Consider the following 23,352-nt stretch of genomic DNA (forward strand, 5'->3'; position numbering starts at 1 on the left):
GACGCCTGATCACCTGATCCGGCATGATGGGCCGGTGAAGCTGTGGTCGAGCCGTCCGAGCCTGGAGCGCTACTCGGCGCAGCTGCAGCCCGGCACGGCCGGCGGCGGTGTGACGGCGTGGTTCCTCGGCACGAGCTCGGTGCTGCTCAGCGACGGGCACACGGCGGTGCTCAGCGACGGCTTCGTCACGCGGCCGGGACTGGCCAGAGTCGTGTTCGGCAGGATCGCGCCCGACGAGCGGGTGGTCCGAGCGGCGATCGAACGGCTCGGTTCACCGCCGATCGCGGCCGTTGTCTGCGTGCACTCGCATTACGACCACGCGCTGGACGCACCTGTGTGGGCGTTGTCGGCCCAGGCCGAGCTGGTCGGCTCGGAGTCCACGGCGAACATCGGGCGCGGACTCGGTGTGCCGGAGCAGAGCCTGCGCGTCGTCGGCGAGGGCGACACCCTCGTCTACGGCGGGTTCGAGCTGACGTTCCTCGAGTCCGAGCACAGCCCAGGCGACCGCTTTCCCGGCACCGTGGACGCCCCGCTCGTGCCACCCGGCCGGAGCAGGCAGTGGCGCACCGGCGCCGTGTACTCCGTCCTCGTGTCGCATCGGTGCGGGCGACTGCTGCTGCACGCGAGCGCGGGCTTCCGGCCAGGCGCGCTGCACGGCACGCGCGCGGACGTGGTGTACCTGGGCGTCGGCGCGCTGGGCAGACAGCCGGCCCGCTACGTCGAGGCCTACTGGGACGAGGTCGTGCGCGCGACCGGCGCGCGCAGGGTGGTGCTGATCCACTGGGACGACTTCTTCGTCTCACTGGACCGGCCGCTGCGTCCGATGCCGTACCCGGCCGACGACCTGGACACCACCCTGCGCCGGCTCTCGACGCTCTCCGCACGTGACGCCGTGGAGGTCCTGCTGCCGGTGGCGTGGCAGCCCTCGGACCCGTTCGGCCCCTCCGGCCAGGCTTGAGAGCGGCCCCTTTCCTCCAGGGCGGGAGATGCCACACAGTGGCTGGCATGACGAGTACACCGATCTTCGATGCGCTCGCCGCGGACCTGCTGACCGAGAGCACGAGCTCGGACGAGACAGCCGAGGCGCAGAACCAGCCCGACGACCACGAGGTCAGGCTGAACGGACACCTGGGGTGAACGCGCCGTTCGCCTGATGGCGGCACCTCCTCAGGGCTCCAGGCACTCGGGGATCGAGTCGGTCTGCCCGGTGGGACGTTCGGTGTCGCCCTGCGGGTCGTAGATCTTGCCCCAGCGCACCGAGCTGAACTGCTTGAGCGTCGGCATGATCTCGTCGGCCACCGAGAAGGTCGAGCCGTGGCTGGAACAGCCGCCGGTGAGCCGCACCCGCGCGATCCCGTCCACAATGGGCAGACTGGTGAGCCCGGTGGCCGGCGGATCACCGGCCGTGTGACGGCACGGGTGTAAGACGGGACTCCGGACTCGAATCGGCCGAGGAAGTGGACGTTCCGAAGGTCAGCACGCCCTCGAAGTCGCCCGAGTTCACGATCTGGATGACGTCGGGCAGCGGGTAGGTGCGCCGCGTCGGCCTGTACGTCCCGTTGCCGTTGTCGTCGTGGCCTCGCGCGGAGGCCATGCGGACCTGGAGGATCGCGTCTGCGGCGACCGGAACGGGCAGCCAGGAGGGATCGCCGGCGAGATCGGGGACGTAGCCGGTCACCCGCTGCGCGGGGACCGGTCCGCTGAACTCGAACACGACGCGGTCGTGGCCGGGGTGATGTGCCGCCCGGATCGCGACCAGGGTCGAGGCGCCACTGGCCGCGACCACTCAGGTGAGCATCGCGAGAACGGAATGGCACGGGGCAGTGGCCAAGGTCCCTGCGGGACAGGGCCTGTCACCACAGCGGTTCCGTTCCGGTGGTCGCGGCCGCGAGGTGGTCCACGACGGCGGTCAGCCCGCCGCGTTCGAGCAACACGCGGCGTTGCCGTGCCGCACCACCGCCGTGCGCGCGCAACCAGGACATCTGGTTCTCGACGAAGTCCACGTCCCCGGCGGCGCGCAGAGCGGGCGACACGTGCCGCACCAGGCGGTCCACCAGTTTCCAGCCGCCGGTCGCCGTGCCGCTGAACGGATCGAGGCAGCGTCCGTCCGGCCCCACGAGCGCAGCCTGCGCGCACGCGGCGCGCAGCAGGGCGTCCGGCACGTCCGGCCGGTGGTCCGAGGCCAGTGCGACGCTGACGAGCGCTCGGGTCAGCGCGGCTTGCAGCAGGGCTTCCGGCACGGTCGTCGCGACGTCCGCCACCCGCACCTCGACGGTCGGCACGTGCCGGGACGGCCGGACGTACCAGTAGATCATTCCGGCGTCGGTGACGACCTCGGCGTCGAGCAGCCGGCCGACCAGGTCGTGGTACTCCTGCGCGTCGCGGAAGTGCGGGGGCACTCCCACGACGGGCCACCGCGACCAGACGACCGTCCGCCAGCTGGCGTGCCTGGTGTCGCGGCCGTCGAAGAACGGTGAGTTGGCTCCCAGCAACAACAACGCGGGCAACCAGGGCCGGATGTGGTTGCTCACGCGGATCGCCTGGTCGACGTCCGGGACGCCGACGTGCACGTGACATCCGCACACGCCCTGGTCCTCGGTGAGCATGCCGAACCGGTGCGCCATCCGCCGGTAGCGCGGCTCGTCCGTGACCGGCGGGGGTCCCGGACGGCCCAGCGGTGGAGTCCCCGAGGCGATGACCAACGCGCCGCGGTCGCGCGTGGCCTCGGCGAGCGTCGTTCGTCCGCGGACCAGCTCGGTGCCGGCCGCGGCCAGATCCCGGCACACCGGCGTCGCGAACTCGGCCTGTGCCGCGGAGAACTCCCGGTGGAAGTCCACATCGGACAAATGCTCCACGCTCCGCGCGCCGACCGGCGACGGGCGCCTGGTGACGGCGTCGAGCACCAGGTACTCCTCCTCGATGCCGAACGTCAGCGCGGTGCTCACGACTCCACCAGCCTCACGACAGGGTCCACAAGTCCACGGTCGTCCCAGGTGGGCGCCGTTCCCAGAGGGCAACGGTGGTCTCGGCCCGGGCCGATCGGCGCCGGACTTCGAGGACCTTCGGCAGCGGCGCCGTGATCGACGTGAACGCATCGTGGGGACCGCGAGGCCGGCGTACTGGTCGTGGGCCTCACGGATCAGGACGGAGTCTCGTCATGAGCAGTTGGGTCGTCCCCGGCATCGCGGCCGCGGTCCTGCTGGTGCTGGGCATGTCGGTGAGGGTGGTGAAGCAGTACGAGCAGGGGGTGCTGTTCCGCCTGGGCAGGGTGCGCGGCGTGAGGATGCCGGGCCTGCGGCTGATCATCCCGGTGATCGACGTCATGCGCCGGGTGTCGCTGCGGATCATCACGCTGCCGATTCAGTCGCAGGGGATCATCACCAGGGACAACGTCAGCGTCGACGTGTCGGCCGTGGCGTACTTCAAGGTCGTGGACGCGGTGAAGTCGGTGGTCGCCATCGAGAACGTCTACGCCGCGATCGACCAGATCGCCCAGACCACGTTGCGGAAGGTGGTCGGACAGCACACGCTCGACCAGACCCTGTCCGAGACCGACCAGATCAACCTCGACATCCGCAAGATCCTCGACGTCACCACCGTCGAGTGGGGTGTGGAAGTGACCCTGGTGGAACTGAAGGACATCCAGCTCCCGGACAGCATGAAGCGCGCGATGGCCAGGCAGGCCGAGGCCGAGCGGGAGAAGCGCGCGAAGATCATCAACGCGGAGGGCGAGTCGCTCGCCGCGGCGGCGCTGGGCGACGCGTCGGACACGATGATGGCGCACCCGCTCGCCTTGCAGCTGCGCAATCTGCAGACCCTCGTCGAGCTCGGCGTGGACAAGAACACCACGGTCGTGTTCCCCGCACCGCTGATGAGCACCATCGGCGAGCTCGGCTCGTTCCTCTCGCGCGAGTCCGCCGCGGCTGTTTCCGGCAAGGACTCCTCGGTCGCCGCCATCCCGGAGCAGCCGCTCTCCTCGCCGCGGTGACGTCCACAATGGAGTGCACGCGTCCCTGAACCGGTGGTCCTGGCCTCACCGCGGTGAGGCCAGGACCTAGGTCACGGCGGAGGTGTGGCCAACCGCCCTGCCACGACACACCGCGAAGTCAGACCCTCGACGTATGAACGCTGCAGATGTGATGACCAGCCCGGCGGTCGTGGTGAACCCCGCCACCACGGTCCGCTCGGCGAGTGCGACGCTGGGGGAGCACGGGTTCTCCGCGCTGCCGGTGGTGGACGACGAGGGCAGACTGGTCGGGATCGTGTCCGGTACCGACCTCCTGCAGGCGAGCGGTACGCCGGCGATCGCGGACGGGCCCGTCTCCGAGGTGATGCGCCGACCGGTGATCAGCGCGCCGATGACGGCCACCCCCTCCGAACTGACCGCGACCATGCTCTCGCAGCGGCTGCGGTGCCTGCCGATCGTGACGGACGGGCAGATGCTCGTGGGTGTCGTGAGCCGCGGCGACCTGTTGCGCATCCTCACGCCGGAGGACGCGGTGCTCGCGGCGCGGGTCGAGATCGCCCTGCGGGCCTACAGCGGCGCTCCACGATGGACGGTGGACGTGCAGGACGGCGAGGTGAACGTGACCGGCCGGTTCGCGGACGAGGCGGAACGGAAGATCGTCGAGGCGCTGGTGCGGACGGTGCCCGGAGTGCGCGAGTCGAGCGTCGCGTCCTGACGACGGGTGGCGGGCCGTTCGTCACCGATGACCAGGAACCCCCGGACGTCCCGCCGCCGACGGAAACAGGCAGCCCCAGGCGCTGCGCGAGCCGGGACCGGCAGGCCTCTGGCGCGCGCCCTGGCCAGGTGCGATGGTCACATCGCGGTGTTCGAACGGTGGCGGCTCGGGGGTCGCGGGCGTGGTCGGTGCGGGTGCGGTGGACGAGGCCTGGTCCGGCTCTGCCGGCGTGGTCCCGGTCGGGGCCGTCGTGGTCTCGGCAGGTGCGCTCGCGTCGTGCCGGGCGCCACCGTGACGGTCGGGTCGGCCGGATTCCGGTCGTCGGCCAGCGCAGGTCTGGTGGACGTGCACAGGCACAGATTGCGTTTCGTGTGCGACGACCCTGAGGACGTGGCCACCGGGTGTCCACGTCCTCAGGGTCGTGGCGGGACCGGCAACGGCACAGGACGTCGTTTCAGCAAGCCATGACCTGGACGGCCCATGTTCCATCGGGACGGAGGTCCGCCGTGAAGTCGGTGGCGGCGTCACCGCGACCGATGGTCCCGTCGCTCTCGGGGTTCCAGACGACGGCCCCCCATCTGATCTCCGGCAGGTCGATGAAGACCAGTCCGCCACGGGCGTTGCATCCGCCGTTGCCGATGTCGACGTACTGCACCCGCAGCAGCACCTCGGCGACCAGCCGGGAATCCCCTGGCACGGCGTCGATCGGCGGTGTCCGGGTGGCGAGCGCTCGGGTCGCGGCGAGGTCCGCTTCGAACCGTGCCGCCGCGGCGTGCCCCCTGCCCAGCTCGCGCAGCAGGCCCTCGGTGGAGTCCTGGGTCGGCAAGGGCGGCGTGCTCTGGAAGGAGGTCATGGCGTGCCGGCGGGAGGACAGATCGCTGTAGACCAGGATCACCGACTGCTGCAGGTCGTGGGGCAGACCGGGTGGGATCGCACGGGCCACCGGTGCCAGGTCGGCGGCGGTCACCACACGCGCGACCTCGGGTCCCGTGTGGGTCCACGGTGGACCGGCGGCGTTGATGGCGGCGGACGCGTCGTGCAGCTGCTGGTCCAGCGTGGCCGCTGCGGACAGGAACGCTGCGAGCCCCTCGGCGGCGCTGGGGCGGCTCGTGGTCGCCGTCGTGGTCGTCAGGCTGGTCGTGGTCGGTGACGGGCCGGTCGTCAACGAGTCCTGCGCGCCAGGCGTGACGTTCCGATCGCCGCGCACCATCACGAGCAGGCTGAGAGTACCGATGACGATCAACACCACGGCACCGGCCGCGATGACGCCACGCCGGGTGCGGTGCTCGCGAGACCGAGTGTCCCGCCCAGATGAACCGGGTTCAGGTTGAGGTTTCGTCATGATTCGAGCCTGGGCTCGTCGAGCGTTCCGCCACAGGGCTGACCGTCCACCGTTGCCCGGCCCAAGGTCCCCGCGCGCCACCACCTTCCAGCACGGAGCCGTTCGCCGGTCTGAGGGACGACTCCGCTCGGTCAGCCTTCCTGTTGCCAGAACAGCGACAAGCGGTCGAAGCGGCGTGTGGTCACGTCCTCGCGCCTGATCAACATCTGGAGGGAGCCGATGAAGTAGCCGTCGTACTCGCCGTCGCCCTCGGGTGTCCAGCTGCCGAGCAGCGCCCAGTCCTCCGGCCGGTTCCCGGCCTCCTCGGCCGCGATCTCGAACGGGTCGTCCTGTTCCATCCAGGGGACACCGCCGATCTGCAGCGGTCCTCTGCCTCGGACCAGCTGGTCGCCGAGGTCCCACCAGACGTCGGCGAGCGCCTCGGCGTGCGGGAACAGGGGACTGTTCCGCGCCCTGTTCGGCAGGACCAGATCGATCACCGGGTGCGCGTCGCCGCGGGGGAAGACCACCACGCTCCCGGACCGCGGTGGGCGTTCGGCCACGGGCGTACCGGCCTCGACGTAGATCACCGCCGCCTCGTCGGTGCCGGCGGTGAGATCGGGCTCGGCGAAGTACAGCAGGGTCCCGTCCGGCGGCAGGTCGAGGTCGCTCGCCCCGGCCGGTACGGCGGCGCAGTCGAGCGAGCCGGCGAAGGACAGCTCGGGACGCGGGACGTCCTCCGGTAGCAGGGGATGACCGCCGAGCTGCCCGGCGATCCGCGATCCCGGACCAGCGCCCGGCACCATCGTCAGGCCGGGCCTGGCCGTCCTGATCCACCGCTCGACCTCGTCGCCCGGAATGCCAAGGCGAAGCGCCTCGTCGCGGAACGGCTGTAGTTGATCCACAGCCGCGCAGGCTATCCGGCGCTCACAACCGGTCGGCCGTCGAGAAGCACATCGCCGAGTCGTTCATCTGAGGTCCTTCACAACCCGTCCAGCCTGGACGACGAGCACGGCGTTGGCGGGATCGGCGAAGAGGCCCGGGTCCTCGAGCGGGTTGCCGTTCCAGAGCACGAGGTCCGCCTGCATGCCGGGAGCGATGACCCCCACCTGGCCGGCCAGGCCGAGGATCTCGGCGTTGGTCCTCGTGGCCGCCACGAGTGCCTCCATCGGCGTCTCCAGCGCTGCGCGCAATCTGAGTTCCTCGCCTCGGCGGTCCTGGGCAGGGCCGATGAGATCGGAACCCAGCCCGATCCGCACCGCGGCCTTCTTGGCGACGGCGAGCGCCTCGGTCATCCGCTCACGAACACCCAGCACGCGATCGCGGGTCGACTCGCCGAGGCCGGCACCTGCGGTGTCCTGGAGCAGCTGGTCGACGACGGCGAACGTGGGAACGAGCGCGACCTCGCGAGTGGCCATCAGGGTGGCCGTGGATTCGTCGAGGTCGGTGCCGTGTTCGACGCAGCGCGCCCCGGCCTCGACCGCGTTCCGGATGCCTTCGTTGTTGTGGGCGTGCACGGTCACGTAGGTGCCCCGTGCCGCGGCTTCTTGAACGGCGACAGCGATCTCTTCCACGGTGAACTGGGTGTCGGTCAGCTGGTCGTGGGCTCCGACCACTCCGCCGGTCACGCAGAGCTTCAGGAACGACGCACCGCGCCGGAACGCCTCGCGCACGTTGCGCCGCAGCTCGTCGGCGTTGCCCGCCATCATGGACAGGGCGCACAGGCCGGGAACGTGATGGCTGCTCCACAGCTCGGTGGGCTCCCAGGCGGCCCCGTAGTAGCCGTGCCCGCCGGTCTGGCACTGAACAGGTCCGCACGACAGCACGCGTGGCCCTCTGACCTTGCCCTTCGCGATCGTGGTGACGACACCGCCGTCGATTCCACCGGTGTCCCGGACGGTCGTGAAGCCGGCGTCGAGCGCCGTGCCGGCCGTGGCGAAGATGTCCGCCGCGATCTCGGCGGCGCTGATCTGGAACGAGAACTGAGGCTGGATCGGGCTCGACAGTCCCAAGTGGACGTGCGCGTCGATGAGGCCGGGTGTCATGGTCAGCCCACCGGCGTCGAGCCGCTCGCCGTGCGCACTGGACGCACCGAGCTCGGTGATGAGCCCGTCTTCGATCTCGACGTCGACGTCGACGGGGTCGCGACCCGACCCGTCGACCACCGTCGCGCCGGCTATCCGCACACGTCCCAAGGACCGATCCCTCCGCCGTTGCGAGCCGGCTGCGACCATGTGCGGTGCACCACGGTGCTGTTCTTTCCAATGGATAAACTGCGGGAGTGGTCCTGTCAAGCACGGAACGCAAGGGCGAAGCACGCGAACGTCTCCTGGCGCGCCTTCTCGACGCCTTCGGTGAGGCCCTTCCCTCGCCGGAGGTGTCGCTGCGCGAGATCGCGGTACGGACCGGGACCAGTCACGCCCTGCTGCGGTACCACTTCGGGTCGCTCTCGGGCGTGCTGGCGGCCATGCTCAAGGAACAGCGGGCCCGGGACAACGAGGAGCTGTTCAGGGCCGCCGAGCAGAACACCTTCGACGACCTCGTCGTGGCGATCTGGCGGACCTACACCCGCCCGGAGCAGCTGTCGCGCGTCCGCGGCTTCTTCCACGTCGTCGGCTTGGCCGCGTACAGCCCCGACGACTTCCGCGAGTTCATCGACTCGCTCGACGACCTGACCATGGTCCTCGCCTCGCTCGCGGAACGCGAACAGGTCAGCGCCGAGGACGCGCGGACCATGGCGACCGTGGCGGTAGCCGCGATACGCGGCCTGCTCCTGCAGGAGGTCCTGACTCCGGGAACCCACTCGGAGGACGCGGTCGCTTCGATCCTGCGCATGAGCAAGGGTCGATCCTGAGGGCTGTCAGTGTCCGAAGTGGACGCTAGGAGGCCGGCGCCACGTTCTGATCGACGTGCTGCGTTCCGCGCTTGACAGGATCGCCACCGTAGTTTTCCATTGGAAAAGAAAGGGCGCCATGCCTTCAGCGACCGAGTTGTGAAGGACCCCCGATGAGCTCCATGTGGCAGGGCTGCCTCGCCGACACCGACTACTTCGAGATGCGCTCGAGCGGCGGGTACGACTACGGGGTCTGGGTCACCACGCCGCCGGGCTACGACCCCGCCGAGGCGACCGCACCCGTCCTGTACGTGCTCGACGGCAACTGGGCGGTGGGGCTGACCGCCCCGCTGATCGTCACCCAGCTGGACCGCATGCACCAGATCCAGCCCTACGTCCAGGTCAGCGTGGGGTATGCGGGTGAGGAGGCGCAGCACTGGGATCGGCTGCGCAACCGCGACCTCGTTCCTCCCGGCGAACCCGTCGCCCAGGAGTTCCTCGACGCCGTGGAGATGGGGGTCGAAGCAGGCACGACGACCCGGGAGCAAGCCGACGCCTACGTCGGCGAACTGCGCAACACCCGGGCCGACGCGTTCCTGAGCTTCCTCACCGATGAACTGCATCCGCGGGTCGAACGCGATCACGGTGCGGCCACGAGCGGTCACGGCCTCTTCGGCTACTCCTACGGCGGACTTTTCAGCCTCTACGCCTGGCTCAACAGTGGCGGGTTCTTCGAGAGCGTCGGTGCGGGCAGCCCCGGCGTCGTCAGCACGGACAGCCAGGTCTTCGCACAGCTCGCGCGGCGTGGCGACGGCCTGCCCGCCGCCAAGCTCCACGTGACGTTCAACGAGCAGGAGCTGCTCGGCGAGTTGCCCGTGTACCAGAACCTCGCGAGGAACACGGCCACTCTCCTGAGCGACCTCACCGCACGCGGTGCGGCCGTGACCAGCGCAGTCATGCGGGAAACGCACCTGACCGGCCTGCAGGCGTCGTTCCTCAGCTATCTCAGGGCCTGCCGCTCCGCGTGAGCGCCGAAGCGTCGCCCGCGGTGCGTGAACCAGGTTCCGGAGGATCCACGTGTTGATCGACGAGCTGCGTCTCGAGCTGCCCGGCGACCGCCTGGTCGAGGACCCCGACGTCGTCGAGGGCTTCGTGCACGACGAGGCCGAGTGGGCCGAGCACGGCGTTCCGCTGGTGGTCGTCCGGCCGAGAAGTGCCGAGGAGGTCCAGGCGGTCGTGGCCGCCTGTGTCCGGCACGGCGTCCCGGTCGTGCCCCGAGGTGCCGGCACCGGGCTCTCCGGCGGAGCCAACGCCGTCGACGGCTGCGTCCTGCTGTCCACCGAGCGGATGACCGCCATCAGGGAGATCGACCCGGTGGAGCGCCTCGCCGTCGTCGAGCCGGGCGTGGTCAACGACGACCTGCGCGCCGCCTGCGCGGAGCTCGGGCTGTGGTATCCGCCTGATCCGGCCAGCGCGCCCTGGTCGACCATCGGGGGCAACGTCGCCACCAACGCGGGCGGTCTGTGCTGCGTGAAGTACGGCGTCACCGGCGACTACGTGCTCGGGCTCCAGGTCGTGACCGGCACCGCCGAACTCGTGCGTCTCGGCCGCCGCACGGCGAAGGGTGTCGCCGGCTACGACCTGGTCAGCCTTCTGGTCGGCTCGGAGGGCACGCTGGGCGTGATCACCGAGATCACCGTGAGGCTGCGGCCTCGCCGTCCGCCCGAGCGCACCGTCGCGGGCCACTTCGCCTCGGTCGTCGACGCCGGGCGCGCGGTCGCCCTCGTGGGCGCGGCAGGCGTCATCCCGTCCGCGCTCGAACTGGTCGACCACCACTGCCTGTCCGCTGTGGACGCCTGGAAGAACATGGGTCTCGCGGTCGAGGCGGACACCGTCCTGCTCGCCCGTTGCGACTCGGCCGGGGCGGAAGGCGACGACGAGGCGGCCACGATCCTGTCCTGCTTCGAGCAGGCCGGCGCGACCTGGGCCGCCCGGTCCACCGACCAGCAGGAGGCCGACGCCCTGTTCGCGGCGCGCCGGCTCGCCTATCCCGCCCTCGAACGGCTGGGCCCGGTGCTCACCGAAGACGTCTGCGTTCCCAAGGCCGCGGTGCCGGAGATGCTCGCGCGCATCCACCGGACCGCGCAGGTGCACGACATCAGGATCGCCAACATCGCCCACGCCGGCGACGGCAACCTCCACCCGCTGCTGATCACCCCACCGGGCGACGACGCGGCCCGTGCGCGCGCCCAGGCCGCGTTCCACCAGATCATCGCGGACGCGCTCGACCTCGGCGGCACCGTCACCGGCGAGCACGGCGTGGGAACGCTGAAGAGGGACGGCCTGAGCCGCGAGTTGGCACCCGAGGCCCTCGCGCTGCACCGCAGCGTCAAGCAGGCGCTCGACCCGCACGGGATCCTCAACCCCGGCAAGGTCTTGCCACCACTTCCGTGAGCGGCCGAACGGCCCGGGTTTCCCGAAAGCCATGACGACACGAGCATCGCGTTACCTCACGAAGGGAGACACGCATTGGGGACCGACGCGGTCGTGATCGGGGCAGGCGTGATCGGCTCGTCGATCGCGCTCGAGCTGGCGCGAGCAGGCCACCGGGTGGTCGTGCTCGACCGCGCGTCTGGTGCGGGACAGGGCTCGACATCGGCGTCGAGCGCCATCGTCCGGTACAACTTCTCGACCTTCTCCGGGGTGGCGATGGCGTGGGAGTCGCACTGGTGCTGGCTCGACTGGGCGGGACACCTCGGACACGACATCGGTGCTCTGGCCGCGTTCCGCAAGACCGGCCTGGTCATGCTGGACGTCGACGCCGCTCCGCGCGCGTCCTGGCTGCCGTTGTTCAGCGATGTCGGTGTCCCGTACGAGGAGTGGGACGCCGCCGTGCTGGCGGAGCGCGTCCCCGGCATCGACGTCGGCCGTTACTGGCCGCCGGAACGGCTGGACGACGACGCGTTCTGGCAGGACTCGGACAACTCCCTCGGAGGCGTGCACACACCGGACGCGGGCTACGTCTCGGATCCCGGCCTTGCCGCGGTCAACCTCGCGGCCGCGGCGGCGGCACAGGGGGCGGAGTTCAGGTTTCGCAGCACGGTGACGGCCGTGGACACGTCAGGCGGACGTGTGACCGGCGTGCGGTTGGCGGACGGCACCAGCATCCCGTGCGGGGTGGTCGTCAACGCCGCTGGTCCGTGGTCGAGCACGCTGAACCGCCTGGCAGGTGCGGGTTCCGACTTCACCGTCGGCCTGCGGGCGATGAGACAGGAGGTCGCGCACGTGCCGTTTCCAGGAGGCTACGACGGCCCGATCGTGGCGGACATGGACCTCGGCACGTACTTCCGCGGCGAGGTCGGCGGCATCCTCGTCGGCGGAACCGAACCGGAGTGCGACCCGATGCAGTGGACCGACGTCCCGGACAGCGTCGACGTCCACCCGACGGCGGCCGTGTTCGAGGCTCAGGTGACCAGGGCGGCGCGGCGGCTGCCGAACCTCGCGGTGCCGAACCGCGCGCGTGGCGTCGTGGGCGTCTACGACGTGGCCGACGACTGGACGCCGATCTACGACCGCACCGAGCTCGACGGCTTCTACGTCGCCATCGGCACGAGCGGCAACCAGTTCAAGAACGCTCCCGTCGTCGGACAGCTCATGGCGGAACTGATCGGCCGGGTCGAGAACGGTGCCGACCACGACGCACAGCCCGTCCGGTTCGTCGCCCCGCGCACCGGACTGGAGCTCGACCTGGGCGCGTTCTCCCGGCGCCGCAGCAGGAACACCGCGAACACCGGAACGGTGCTGGGCTGAGTTCAGGCGGTTGCCGGGCGGTAGTCCCAGCCCTCGGTGCCGGGCAGCAGGACGGCGGCGTACCTCTGCTCGGCGGTGATGTCGGCGTCCTCGTCGATCTCGAAGCCGATGAAAGCACGGTGGAACGGCACATCGGCGTGCACGGCGACGGCCACGTCGGCAAGCCACCGGTCGAGCGGGGCTCGCCAGGTCAGTGACTCCACACCGCCGCGTTCGTCGAAGGGATAGCCGCCGATCCTGTGGTCGACCCGCGCCAGCGCGCCGAGCGGCAGGTACAACTCCAGCACGTCGGTGCCCTCGTACCGGAACACAAGGGCACCGCACACGACCCGGTCGCCGAACGGCAGGGCCAGCCACCCGCGCAGATGCCCGTGCTCGTGCAGCGCCGCCGCGCTGGGCTCGACGTGCAGGCCGGAACCCACCCGGCACTCCTGGACACCTGCGGCGCGCCACAGGGACCGCACGGCCTGGTCGAGCCTGTGGTCCCCGGCTGGGCCCAGGACCACGGACAGTTCGTAGAAACCGCCCGTCCAGTTCTCGTCGTCACTCATGTCGTGCGCGGCTGCCATCTCACCAAGATCCACGATTGTCGGGTCGGGGGCATCTCGGTTTCGGCACCGGCTTCGCCGGTGGGCAAGCATCGCGGGTGTCGGCGGAACCTGCCGATTCCGCCGACACCACCAGACGCCCTCGGCTAGAGCCGTTGAAGCCCGAACCGCTGGTTCAGACCGCCACCCGTCGCCCACTGCGAGATGCGGGCACCGTCGGCGGTCGAGGCCTCCCACACGTCCATGGCGAGACCGCTCTGCCGGTTGACCAGGCTGACCACCCCGAGGCCCTGGTCGACCACCTGCCACTGCTGGCTGCTCGCGTTGGTGTCGGTCTGCTGCGTGATGTCCGCACCACTGCTCGCACTCGCCACCTGGAGCACGAGACCGCTGTGCCGGGCGCGGATCCGGTAGTAGCCGCCACCGGAGTCGAGGAAGTCGAACACCTGGTTCTGCCCGCCCGTGGCCGTCCACTGGATCGCGGCGGCACCCGCCGCGACGGAGCCGCCGTTGATGTCGAGCAGCTTGTTGCTGTGCTGGGCGACGAGCCGGTAGTCCACGCCCGGTTGCACCGGACCGGTGCCGCCACCGGCGGTCTCGACCGGCTTGCGGGACAGCGCCAGCGCCTCGGCGACGTCCGGCAGCGGCCGCAACCGGTACGTGTAGGCGTAGTCCCGGTTGGGGAACACCTTGTAGGTGTCGAGCGGGTGCGCGCCCCAGCTGTCGTTGCCGCCGACACCCGTCTGCCGCAGGTTCAGCCGCAGCACCACTTCCTGCCGCCTGGTCAGCTGGTAGTCGTGCCGGACCCCCTTCGAGAGGTCCTCCGGCGTGAAGTGGGACGCGTTGACCTCCATCAGCGGTTCGGCGTACGCGAGCAGGCCGCGGCCGCTGCCGTTGACCAGGGCGACCCAGCGGACGTCGGTCTTGTTGCCGTTCTCCTGCGGACGCAGGTAGCCGGTCCACTGCTCGGCCACGGTCGAGGTGTGGACGCCGACGTCGGAGCCCGTCTTGCGGTCCCACTGGTTCTCGTGCGGACCCCGGCCGTAGTAGCGGATCCGGGAGAGCTCGCCCGGCACGAACAGCATCGTGCCGACCTCGGGTATGTAGGGCAGGCTCGACGATCCGGGGTGCAGGACGTTGTCGACCTTGATCTCACCGTTGCCGTAGATCGTGTACGTCGTCGAGAACGTCGACACGGTGCTGGTCGGCAGGGTGCCGGTGACGGTGACCCGCACGGCCCGGTCGGACGGGCGGTCGAGCACGACGCGGCTCACCGTCCGGTTCGTGCCGGCGTAGCGCCAGGTGGCGTTGCGGTTCTGGTGGCCGTTGCCGTAGTCGTTGTCGGTCGGCGCCCGCCAGAAGTTGGGCACGGGGCCGGAGTTCAGCAGCCGCATGCCCATCGCGTCGTACGAGGTGATCAGGCCGGACGCCTTCGCGATGGTCACGCTGAAGTCCTGGCCGGTGACGGTGAAGCGGTCGCCGGTCTCGGTGGCGGTCAGCACCGGCACCGACGTGACCGGGGTCGGCACGACCGGCGGGCTGCCGAGGTTGACGGGCAGTTGTTGTTTGGCCACCTCGAAACCCGCGCCCGCCCACGACGTCGCCGCCCGCAGCCTGAACGACAGCTGCAGGAAGTGCTCCTCGCCGGGGGCGGGGGCGGACGGGCGCTGGATCGGCACCTGCACCGTCTTGGCCGACAGCGGCGGGATGTCGGTCTGTTGAGCGGTGAGCTGTCCACTTTGGACAATTACGCCGTCGGCGACGAGTGCCCAGGCGCACACGAACTCGTTGACGTTGGTGAACAGGTGCTCGTTGGTGATCCGGATGGTTCCCGCGGTGCCGGCGTTGTCGGCGTTGATCGCCTGGTAGACCTGCTTGACCTCGACGGCCTTGCCGCTGATCCGGCGGTCGGGGGTGACGATGCCGTCGCCGGAGAAGGCACCGTCGTTCGGGTTGTCGCCCCAGTCGCCGCCGTAGGCGAGGTAGGTGACGCCGGTCGAGGTCTTCCAGGTCAGGGCCTGGTCGACGAAGTCCCAGATCCAGCCGCCCTGCAGGACCGGGTTGGCCCGGATGATGTCCCAGTACTCCTTGAGGTTGCCCCCGGAGTTGCCCATGCAGTGGGTGTACTCGATCATCACGTACGGCCGGGTGTCGGACGTGTTCCGCGCCCGGTTCGCCACCGCCGCGGGACTTTCGTACATGGCGGAACGGATGTCGCTGACCTGGGGACGGTTGTCTCCCTCGTACTGGATGACCCTGGTCGGGTCGGCCGCGCGGATCCAGTCGCGCATCGCCACGAAGTTGCTGCCGCCACCGGCCTCGTTGCCGAGCGACCAGATCACCACCGAGGCGTGGTTCTTGTCCCGGTGGACCATCTGGGCCGCGCGGTCGAGGACGTTCGAGGTCCAGTCCGACCTCGACGCGGGGTAGTTGTCGCGGATCCCGTGCGTCTCCAGGTTGACCTCGTCCACGACGTAGAGGCCGTACTCGTCGGCGAGCTCGTAGAACACGGTGTTGTTCGGGTAGTGCGACGTGCGCACCGAGTTGATGTTGAGCTGCTTCATCACCGTGATGTCGCGGACGTGGTCCTCACGGGTCAGGGCGGTCCCGCGGTCCGGGTCCATCTCGTGCCGGTTGGTACCGCGCAACGACACCGGCTGGCCGTTGATCCGCATGAGGCCGTTCTTGAGGGCGAACTCGCGGAAACCGACCCGCGCCGACACGGTCTGGGTCACCGCGCCGGACGGGTCGCGCAACGTCAGCACGGCGGTGTAGAGGTTCGGGTGCTCCGCCGACCAGAGTCGCGGTCCCGCCACCGCCTTGGAACCGCGCGCGGTCGCCTCCTGACCTGGAGAAGGTGAGTTCACCGCCGTGCGCAACGGTTCCGGCCAGACCGGCTGCCGGTTGTGGTCGTACAGCTGGGTTTCCACGGTGAACGTGCCCGGTTGCTGGCCGCCGTTGTTGCGGACGGCCACCGCCACCGCGAGGTCCGCGTTGGTGTAGTTGTCCCGCAACGGCGTGGTGATCGTGAAGTCGCGCAGGTGCGTGGAAGGCAGCGAGTAGAGCCAGACCGGCCGGAAGATCCCGGACAGCCGGATCATGTCCTGGTCCTCCAGCCAGTCCCCGTCAGGGAACTTGAAGACCTCGACCGCGACCAGGTTCGAACCCGCCCTGACGTGATCGGTGATGTCGAACTCGGACGGCGTGTACGACCCTTCGCGATACCCGACCTTCGTGCCGTTGACCCACAGGTAGAACCCGGCCTTGACGCCCTCGAAGTGGAGGTGGACGCGCCGCCCCTGCCACGTGGCCGGCAGCGTGAACGTCCGGCGGTACTGGCCGACGGGGCTGACCCGCGACGGCGCGAACGGCGGCTGCGCGTTCTCGTTCTGGCCGTTGGCGCCCCACCACGGGTACGTGACGTTGACGTAGATCGGGTTGTCGTAGCCGTGCAGCTGCCAGCTGGACGGCACCGGGAGAGTGGCCCAGCCGCTGTCGTCGTAGTCGGTGCGCCAGAAGTTCTGGTCCCGGTCGGCCGCGCGGCTGACGTGCTTGAACCGCCAGGTGCCGGTCAGGTCGAGCCGGAACGGCGAGTTCGTGCGGTCCCCGGTCAGCGCCTGCTGGAGATCGGCGTAGGGCATGAACGTCGCGTGCGCCGGCTGGGAGTTGACCTGGAAGTACCCGATGTTGTTGTTCCACTCGGGATAGCCGTTGGGCGGATCGACCCACGCCGCCGCACCGACGTCACCGGTCGCCGGCGCCGCGGTGGTCTCGGCCGATGCGGGCGTGGACAGGGCGGGAGCGGCCAGCGCCGCGAGGCCGCCGCCGAGCAGCGTGCGCCTGCGGACCCGGTCGCGGTGCGCCGACGGCTCTTCTGGGGTGGTGGGCAACGTCGTCTCCTAGCCGGTCAGCAGGGGGAGTTGGTGTGCGTGAGCAGGCCCAGCCGCCACGGCAGGCTGTTGTAGTCGCCGCCGGAGCTGGGATCACGGCCCTGGTAGAGATAACGCATGCCACACGGGCTGATGGTCAGGGTTTGATCCCTGCCGGACCGGATCATCTCGCCGTGACTGATGTCCTGCGTCCACTTGCCGCCGGCGAAGGTGACGTTGGCAGGGCCCGCGAACGGGACGCTCTCCGTGTCGGCCAGTGGCGTGTACGGACCGGCGATGGCCGTGGACGTCCAGGAGCGGAAGTACCGTCCCTGTGCGCCGATCGCCTCCACGAGCATCAGGTACTGGTCCGAACCATCCACTTTGTACACGTTGGCCGCCTCGAAGAGCTTGTACCTGTCGGCGTCCTGCGCGGCGATGACCGGGTCGCTCATCCCGTTGGGGAAGCTGCCGACCGGGGTCTGCGACCGGTACAGGTGGCCGTTGTCGTCGGAGGAGAACAGGTGACAGTTCGCCGTGTCGCAGATGACCCACATGTCGACCCAGTACCCGTTGCCGATGTTGTCGCGGATGATCTGCGGCATCCCCGGGTAGAAGTGCTGGGGCGCGGTCCACCCCGCCGGGTTGTTGATGTCGGGGTTGGTCGAGTAGGCGGCGTTGCCGTCCTGGTACACGAGGTACCACAGGTTCTGCGGCGCGAAGAAGAACACCTCGGGCGCCGCCCGGTACCCGGTGCCGATCCCCGACCGGTCGAGGTAGAAGTGGGACGCCGCGCTCGCCTGCGCCCAGTCGGTGAAGCTCAGGTACACCATGTTGTAGCCCGCCGAGTTCGCCACGCTGGCGAAGACGTGCCACTTGCCGTCGTGGTACACCACCGACGGGTCCTTGATGCCCGCGACGTCGTGCGTCGCGTCGGACTTGGGAGAGATCAGCTGCTGGCTCGAGCTCCACGTGTGGCGCGACGGCAGGGGAGCAGGGGTGCTCAGTCCTGTCCACTGCTGGTTGGTGCCACCGGTGCAGGACCAGATGATGACCTTGGTGCCGTTGGCGGTCGCCCGGCCGTTCACGTCGAGGCACAGTCCTGATTGGACGTTCGTGATCGTGCTGTTGCCGTTGACGTTCCACTTCTGGGTGCCGGCGCCGGTGCAGTTCGCGATGACGGTGTTCGCCCCTGCCGCCGTCCCTGAGGTGTCGAGGCACCGCTTCGAGTCGCCGGTGTAGACCGTGATCTCACCGGAGGTCGAGCGGGTCCACTGCTGGTTCGTTCCGCTGTGACAGTCCCAGATCTGCAGCTGCGTACCGGCGGCGGTCGACGAGTTCGGCACGTCCAGGCACCTGCCGGCGGCCACGGCACGCAGCGTTCCGCCGCCACCACCCCCGCCGCCGCCGCTGTTGAGCACGTCGAGCACCGCGGTGTAGGCCTGCTTCTTGTTGTAGTTGCCGTCGAACAACAACGGGGTGTCGTTGCGCCACGAGTACTTGTCCGTGACGCCCCAGGGAGTGATCCCGGTGCAGCGGGTCACGGCCATGCAGGCCTGGACCACCGTGCGGTACGTCGCGGCCTGGCTCGCGCCGGAACCGCCGACGTCCAGTTCGGTGATCTGCACGTCGACGCCGAGATCGGCGAAGCGCTGCAGGTTCGCCTGGTAGCTGCTCAGGTTCGCGCCGGAGCTCAGGTGGCTCTGGAAGCCGACGCAGTCGATCGGCACCCCGCGGGACTTGAAGTCGCGCACCATGTTGTAGATGCCGGTGCTCTTCGCGTTGATGCCGTCGGTGTTGTAGTCGTTGTAACACAGCCTCGCGCCGGGGTCCGCCGCGCGGGCGGTGCGGAACGCCTCGTCCATGTACCCGTCGCCGAGCCGTTGCTGGACGAACCACTGGCGCCGGGACCCGTTCTCCTCGAACGCCTCGTTCACCACGTCCCAGGAGTGGATCTGGCCCTTCCAGTGACCGGCCACCTGGTTGATGTGGTTCGCGATCGCCGCGCGCAGGTCGTTCCCGTTCAGGTTCCTCACCCAGTCGGGAATCTGCTGGTACCACACGAGGGTGTGACCGCGGACCGACATGCCGCGACTGCGCGCCTGGCCGACGATCTGGTCGGCGGGGCCGAAGTTGAACCGGTTGGGGCCCGGCTCGACCGTGTCCCACTTCATCTCGTTCTCCGGCGTGACACTGGTGAACTCCGCGTTCCACGTGTTCACGTACGCCGACTCGCCGAGGTGGCTCTGGGAGATCGCGGCCCCGAAGTACCGGCCGCTCTGCGCCGCCGCGGCGCCCAGTGTGCTCGCCGCCGCGGTGGCAGGGCCCGGAAGGACGACCAGGGTCGTTGCCGTGAGTCCCGCGGCGGCGAGGACGGCTGCCGCCGAACGGGCCCGCCGTCGCAGGGAATGGCTGTTGAACATCGCAACCCTCGTTTCGTCAGTGAAAGGTGGGGTTAATCGAGTTCTCCGGCGTTGAGGCACACCGGCCGTGCGTCATCACCGGCGCCGACGGCGGTGCGGCTCCGGTGGATCCTCAGTGGACAGTCAGGTTCCTCGCCATGGGGCGGGTGGCGATCGGCAACGCCGAGGTGCGTCCGGGAACGGCCGGGGGCGATGGCGCGTTCAGGGCGTCAGATGCGCACGTCCAGCGACGGACGTGCGTCCTTCCTCGCTGTGTTGCCGCGTCGGTTCAGTGCGATTCATCGCACCGAACACCGGGAAAAGTTGTAGCACACATGCGGAAGACGGGTCCAGGTCAGCCGAAGACGCGGCGCTGGATCTCCCGCCGGTAGTCCTCGAGGGTCCTGTCCACGTGCACCGCGGCGGCCGCGGCCGCCGCCTCCGGGTCGCCGCCGCGGATGGCCTGGTAGATCGCGGCGTGCTCCTGCACCGCCTCCGCGGTGTGGCTGCCGACCGCGCCGTTCATCCCGATGATGTTGGACTGGCGCTGCAGCCGGCGGGCCTCGCGCACCGCCGCGACGAGGAACTGGTTGTGCGAGGCGGCGGCGACGGCCAGGTGGAAGTCGTCGTCCCCGCGGTCGAACAGTGCCGCCTGCCCCGTCAGGTGCCCCTCGCGGCACAGGTCGGCGGCGGCCTCGATGGCGCGCAGCTCAGCAGGGGTCGCACGGGTCGCGGCGTGCCGCGCGGCCGCAGTCTCCTGGACCCGGCGGAACTCGAAGAGCATGTAGACGTGGTCGAGGTCGGTGGGCAGGAAGATGCCACCCCACCTGGAGGAGCCGAGCATGCCGTCGTCGTCGGCCACGTAGAGCCCGCGGCCCTTCTGGGCGCGCACCCTGCCGAGCGCGGAGAGGATCTTCACCGCCTCCCGCACCACGGTGCGGCTGGTCCCCATCCGCTCGGCCAGCTCGTTCTCGGTCGGCATGCGGTCGCCGGGACTCAGTTCCAGCTCCGCGATGAGCTGCAGGATCCGTTCGGCCACCAGCTCGTAGCCCGGCCGGTACGTGGCGGGCGGCGCGTACGCGGCATCGGCATCCACCGGGACGGCTCCTTTTATGAGTACGACTTTTCGACCGTCGAATCAGGGTACATGCGCATCGAACGAGCAGGGCAGGCCGTCGAACGGGAGATCGCCGCCGGTCAGGGCGTTGGTGCGATGCGGTGCTGCGGTGCCAGATAAGCATGCTCATCTGCTTGACGTCGGCTTCGCCTGGCTGCTCTTATTTGGTGCCGGGCACTGTCTGCGCTCGAACGGCAGCTATGAGTGACACAACGTGGTGGAGCAGCCGATGATCTGTCGTTGGAAAGCGCTTTCCGTTCTGCGCCTGGCGGCTTCGGTGGTGCTCGCCGCCGGCCTGGTGACAGCCGCATCGGGTCAGGCGCAGGCGAACACCAGCCAGTTCAGGGGCGTGAACTGGGCCGACCAGAGGGACAACTTCGTCAACGGGGTGCTGTACCCGTCCGGGCTCAGCGCGTCGGACACCTACTCGTCTGCGGCCACCGTGGCGGACAGGGTGGTCGGCCAGATGTACTCGATCACGGGCGCGAACACGGTCCGGATCCCGATCAACGAGCCGACCGCGGCGAACTACTGGGGCACGTACACCGGCGCGATCGACACCGCATTGGCCAAGGGCAACGTGATCATCGCCTACTGGGCGCACACCGGTGGCAGGCCGCCCGACGTGACCGCGTTCGACCAGATGTGGGACCGGGTCGTCGCGAGGTACGGCGGAAACCCGAACGCCTACTTCGAGGTCATCAACGAGCCGCACGGCTACAGCACGACTGACCTGAACAACATGTACAACTCCTGGTTGAACAGGTACTCCACCATTCCGCGCGGCAGGGTGATCCTCGACGGCGCGGGACTCGCCCAGAACGTTCCCGCGGTAGGCGGCGACAGCAGGCTGAACGGGACGCTGCTCGCGGTGCACGACTACTCGTTCTTCGCCGGCTACGAGAGCGAGACCGAGTGGGCGGACCACATCGGTGGCTACATCGGCAGTTACGCCGGCCGCACCATCGCCACCGAGTGGGGCGGACCGATGAGCCCCGGCTCCAAGAACGGCGTGTCCTTCGACGCCGTCGACTACAGCATCCCGAGCGGCTCGTACATGGCCGACTACGTCCGGGGTGTGAGCGCCAAGCTGCGCAGCCTCGGCATGGGCAGCGTGTACTGGCCCGGCCTGCGCGACGGTGACTGGTACAGCATGACCAGCAGGAGCGGCAGCGGACCGAACATCGCTCTGTCGCTGACGAACCCGTCAGGACTGCAGCAACTGCGCCACGCCTGGGGCGTGGGCGAGAGCGGTGGCACCACGGTCGAGGTCCGCAACATCGCAACTGGCTCGTACATCGACGGTCTGGGCCGGACCACCGACTCCGCCGCCGGCCAGGGCACCGGTGGCACCAGCGCCAGCCAGCGGTGGACGGTCGAGAACGCCGGCCCCTACGTCCGGTTCAGGAACGCGGTCACCGGCCTCTACCTCGACGGCGCCGGCCGTACCGGCAACGGCTCCGACGCGGGCCAGCGCCCCGGTGGCACGGCCACGAGTCAACAGTGGACGGTGGTGACCGGCAAGAGCCGCGGCAACGACGTGCGCATCAGGAACCGTGCCACGAACCTCTACCTCGACGGCATGGGCCGCACGTCGGGCGGCGCGAACCTCGGGCAGTGGGGTGACAGCAACAGCACCAACCAGCAGTGGCGGATCGTCGCCGCCGGTTGATCGCCGACCTCAGCTCGTCCTCGACTTCCCGCAGCCGGTTGTCCGTTCGTGCCGGTCATGAACCTCGCCCTGGCGCCGGTCCTGTGCTCGGTGGCCGTCTACGGCCGGCGGCGCCAGATGTGGCTCGCGGTCTTCGTGTCCTGGTGGGCCGTGCGGACGTTCGACGCCAGGGACGGGCAGTGGCGGGAGTTCGTCGTCGCGGTCGGCTTCGTCGTGTTGCTGCTGCTCGCGTGCTGGCTGCTGGGGGAGTTCGTCTCCGCTCGCCGCGCCTACCTGCTCGCCGTGGAGGATCGCGCCGTGCGGGCCGAACGGGAGCAGGAGGCCCTGGCACGTGCGGCCGTGGCCGAGGAGCGCACGCGGATCGCCCGCGAGATGCACGACGTCGTGGCGCACGCGGTGAGCATGATGGTGATGCAGGCCGAGGGCGCGCGGATATCGCTCACGAGCGGCGGTGACCACGTGGAGCAGGCGTTGCGCGACATCAGTCAGGGCGGCCGCGACGCGATGGGGGAGCTGCGGCGCATGCTGCGCCAGGAACCGAACGGCACCGCGCCGCAGCCCACCGGCGCCGACCTCCGCGCCGTGGTGGACGGGGTGCGGGCCGCCGGGCTGGCCGTGGACCTCGACGAACGCGGCGGGACCGACGACCTGCCGGCAGGGCTGGTGGTGCAGGTCGTGCGGATCGTGCAGGAGGCGCTCGCCAACGTCCTCAAGCACGCCGTTCCTCCCGTCACCGCACAGGTGCTGGTGGACTGGGGGAGTGGAGCTGACCGACGGGACGTGCGGTTGTGCGTGCGCAACACCGCCGCCTCGGCGATGCCACCACCCGATCCGCGCCTCGAACGCCTCACCGACCGGGAGCGCGAGGTGTTCGCGTTGCCGGCCAAGGGCGCCGGCAACGCCGAGATCGCGCGGCGGCTGTTCCTCGGCGAGACGACGGTGAAGACCCACGTCGGCAGAGTTCTGTCCAAACTGGACCTCCGGGACCGCGTCCACGCCGTCGTCCACGCCTGCGAGAGCGGGTTCGTGCATCCGGGCGAGTGACCTGCGGTGCGACGCCGAGGCGAGACGAGCACCTCGGTCCCGTCCCCTCGGCCG

Annotated in this window: 21 protein-coding genes; 11 read left to right on the forward strand and 10 right to left on the reverse strand. The window is 69.7% G+C overall.

Translation table 11 applies throughout. The features are described from left to right. Positions 1–34 precede the first annotated feature (34 nt). Complete coding sequence (locus ACSHWB_RS36770) at positions 35–958, forward strand: MBL fold metallo-hydrolase (RefSeq protein ID WP_439657914.1); 924 nt, start codon at positions 35–37, stop codon at positions 956–958. 47 nt (positions 959–1,005) lie between these two features. Continuing rightward, positions 1,006–1,137 carry a hypothetical protein gene (locus tag ACSHWB_RS36775; protein ID WP_439657915.1) on the forward strand — a complete coding sequence of 44 codons (132 nt, stop codon included), beginning with the start codon at positions 1,006–1,008 and terminating at the stop codon, positions 1,135–1,137. 30 nt (positions 1,138–1,167) lie between these two features. On the opposite strand, the gene ACSHWB_RS36780 is transcribed toward ACSHWB_RS36775, so the two are convergent. The 3 genes from ACSHWB_RS36780 to ACSHWB_RS36790 form a co-directional block, all read right to left on the reverse strand. Further along, positions 1,168–1,362, reverse strand: a complete 195-nt coding sequence (locus ACSHWB_RS36780; protein ID WP_439657916.1) for a hypothetical protein — start codon at positions 1,360–1,362, stop codon at positions 1,168–1,170. A gap of 34 nt (positions 1,363–1,396) precedes the next feature. Next, positions 1,397–1,786 (reverse strand): AMIN-like domain-containing (lipo)protein, encoded by a 390-nt coding sequence (locus tag ACSHWB_RS36785; RefSeq protein WP_439657917.1) that lies wholly within the window; start codon positions 1,784–1,786, stop codon positions 1,397–1,399. Between the two features lie 67 nt (positions 1,787–1,853). After that, positions 1,854–2,945 carry a carboxylate-amine ligase gene (locus ACSHWB_RS36790; RefSeq protein WP_439657918.1) on the reverse strand — a complete coding sequence of 364 codons (1,092 nt, stop codon included), beginning with the start codon at positions 2,943–2,945 and terminating at the stop codon, positions 1,854–1,856. A gap of 212 nt (positions 2,946–3,157) precedes the next feature. Here ACSHWB_RS36790 and ACSHWB_RS36795 point away from each other — a divergent pair, with 212 nt between their 5' ends. The 3 genes from ACSHWB_RS36795 to ACSHWB_RS36805 all read left to right on the forward strand — a co-directional run bounded on the left by ACSHWB_RS36795 (position 3,158) and on the right by ACSHWB_RS36805 (position 4,977). Then, entirely contained in the window at positions 3,158–3,988 is an 831-nt protein-coding gene (locus tag ACSHWB_RS36795) for an SPFH domain-containing protein (RefSeq protein ID WP_439657919.1), read from the forward strand. Positions 3,989–4,121: 133 nt separating this feature from the next. Continuing rightward, positions 4,122–4,682 carry a CBS domain-containing protein gene (locus tag ACSHWB_RS36800; RefSeq protein WP_439657920.1) on the forward strand — a complete coding sequence of 187 codons (561 nt, stop codon included), beginning with the start codon at positions 4,122–4,124 and terminating at the stop codon, positions 4,680–4,682. Positions 4,683–4,815: 133 nt separating this feature from the next. Then, on the forward strand, positions 4,816–4,977 hold the full coding sequence (locus tag ACSHWB_RS36805; protein WP_439657921.1) for a hypothetical protein: 162 nt from the start codon (positions 4,816–4,818) through the stop codon (positions 4,975–4,977). Between the two features lie 159 nt (positions 4,978–5,136). Here the strand turns inward: ACSHWB_RS36805 and ACSHWB_RS36810 are convergent, their stop codons facing one another. The 3 genes from ACSHWB_RS36810 to ACSHWB_RS36820 all read right to left on the reverse strand — a co-directional run bounded on the left by ACSHWB_RS36810 (position 5,137) and on the right by ACSHWB_RS36820 (position 8,198). Continuing rightward, positions 5,137–6,024, reverse strand: coding sequence for a hypothetical protein (locus ACSHWB_RS36810; RefSeq protein ID WP_439657922.1), 888 nt, complete (start codon positions 6,022–6,024; stop codon positions 5,137–5,139). 131 nt (positions 6,025–6,155) lie between these two features. Continuing rightward, positions 6,156–6,908, reverse strand: coding sequence for a DUF1963 domain-containing protein (locus ACSHWB_RS36815; protein WP_439657923.1), 753 nt, complete (start codon positions 6,906–6,908; stop codon positions 6,156–6,158). A 63-nt stretch (positions 6,909–6,971) separates the two neighbouring features. After that, complete coding sequence (locus ACSHWB_RS36820; RefSeq protein WP_439657924.1) at positions 6,972–8,198, reverse strand: amidohydrolase family protein; 1,227 nt, start codon at positions 8,196–8,198, stop codon at positions 6,972–6,974. A gap of 86 nt (positions 8,199–8,284) precedes the next feature. Here ACSHWB_RS36820 and ACSHWB_RS36825 point away from each other — a divergent pair, with 86 nt between their 5' ends. The 4 genes from ACSHWB_RS36825 (at position 8,285) to ACSHWB_RS36840 (ending at position 12,646) form a co-directional block, all read left to right on the forward strand. Further along, a complete protein-coding gene (locus ACSHWB_RS36825; protein WP_439657925.1) occupies positions 8,285–8,857 on the forward strand; it encodes a TetR/AcrR family transcriptional regulator in 573 nt (190 codons plus the stop codon). Between the two features lie 152 nt (positions 8,858–9,009). Beyond that, positions 9,010–9,864: an alpha/beta hydrolase gene (locus ACSHWB_RS36830; protein ID WP_439657926.1), complete on the forward strand. Its 855-nt coding sequence runs from the start codon at positions 9,010–9,012 to the stop codon at positions 9,862–9,864. A 49-nt stretch (positions 9,865–9,913) separates the two neighbouring features. Beyond that, positions 9,914–11,290 (forward strand): FAD-binding oxidoreductase, encoded by a 1,377-nt coding sequence (locus ACSHWB_RS36835; RefSeq protein WP_439657927.1) that lies wholly within the window; start codon positions 9,914–9,916, stop codon positions 11,288–11,290. A 75-nt stretch (positions 11,291–11,365) separates the two neighbouring features. Continuing rightward, entirely contained in the window at positions 11,366–12,646 is a 1,281-nt protein-coding gene (locus tag ACSHWB_RS36840; RefSeq protein ID WP_439657928.1) for an NAD(P)/FAD-dependent oxidoreductase, read from the forward strand. Positions 12,647–12,648: 2 nt separating this feature from the next. Here ACSHWB_RS36840 and ACSHWB_RS36845 read toward each other — a convergent pair whose 3' ends face one another. The 4 genes from ACSHWB_RS36845 to ACSHWB_RS36860 all read right to left on the reverse strand — a co-directional run bounded on the left by ACSHWB_RS36845 (position 12,649) and on the right by ACSHWB_RS36860 (position 20,561). After that, entirely contained in the window at positions 12,649–13,215 is a 567-nt protein-coding gene (locus ACSHWB_RS36845; protein ID WP_439657929.1) for a hypothetical protein, read from the reverse strand. A 125-nt stretch (positions 13,216–13,340) separates the two neighbouring features. Further along, a complete protein-coding gene (locus ACSHWB_RS36850) occupies positions 13,341–17,084 on the reverse strand; it encodes a glycoside hydrolase family 2 TIM barrel-domain containing protein (RefSeq protein WP_439657930.1) in 3,744 nt (1,247 codons plus the stop codon). A gap of 17 nt (positions 17,085–17,101) precedes the next feature. Next, positions 17,102–19,486 (reverse strand): non-reducing end alpha-L-arabinofuranosidase family hydrolase, encoded by a 2,385-nt coding sequence (locus ACSHWB_RS36855; RefSeq protein ID WP_439657931.1) that lies wholly within the window; start codon positions 19,484–19,486, stop codon positions 17,102–17,104. Between the two features lie 334 nt (positions 19,487–19,820). Then, positions 19,821–20,561, reverse strand: coding sequence for a FadR/GntR family transcriptional regulator (locus tag ACSHWB_RS36860; RefSeq protein ID WP_439657932.1), 741 nt, complete (start codon positions 20,559–20,561; stop codon positions 19,821–19,823). A 250-nt stretch (positions 20,562–20,811) separates the two neighbouring features. On the opposite strand from ACSHWB_RS36860, the gene ACSHWB_RS36865 reads away from it, so the two are divergent. Then, positions 20,812–22,254 carry an RICIN domain-containing protein gene (locus ACSHWB_RS36865; RefSeq protein WP_439657933.1) on the forward strand — a complete coding sequence of 481 codons (1,443 nt, stop codon included), beginning with the start codon at positions 20,812–20,814 and terminating at the stop codon, positions 22,252–22,254. A gap of 57 nt (positions 22,255–22,311) precedes the next feature. Beyond that, entirely contained in the window at positions 22,312–23,298 is a 987-nt protein-coding gene (locus ACSHWB_RS36870; RefSeq protein ID WP_439657934.1) for a LuxR C-terminal-related transcriptional regulator, read from the forward strand. The last annotated feature ends 54 nt before the right edge of the window (positions 23,299–23,352 follow it).

Origin of the sequence: Lentzea sp. HUAS TT2, assembly GCF_051853195.1 — a bacterium.
Classification (GTDB): Bacteria; Actinomycetota; Actinomycetes; order Mycobacteriales; family Pseudonocardiaceae; genus Lentzea.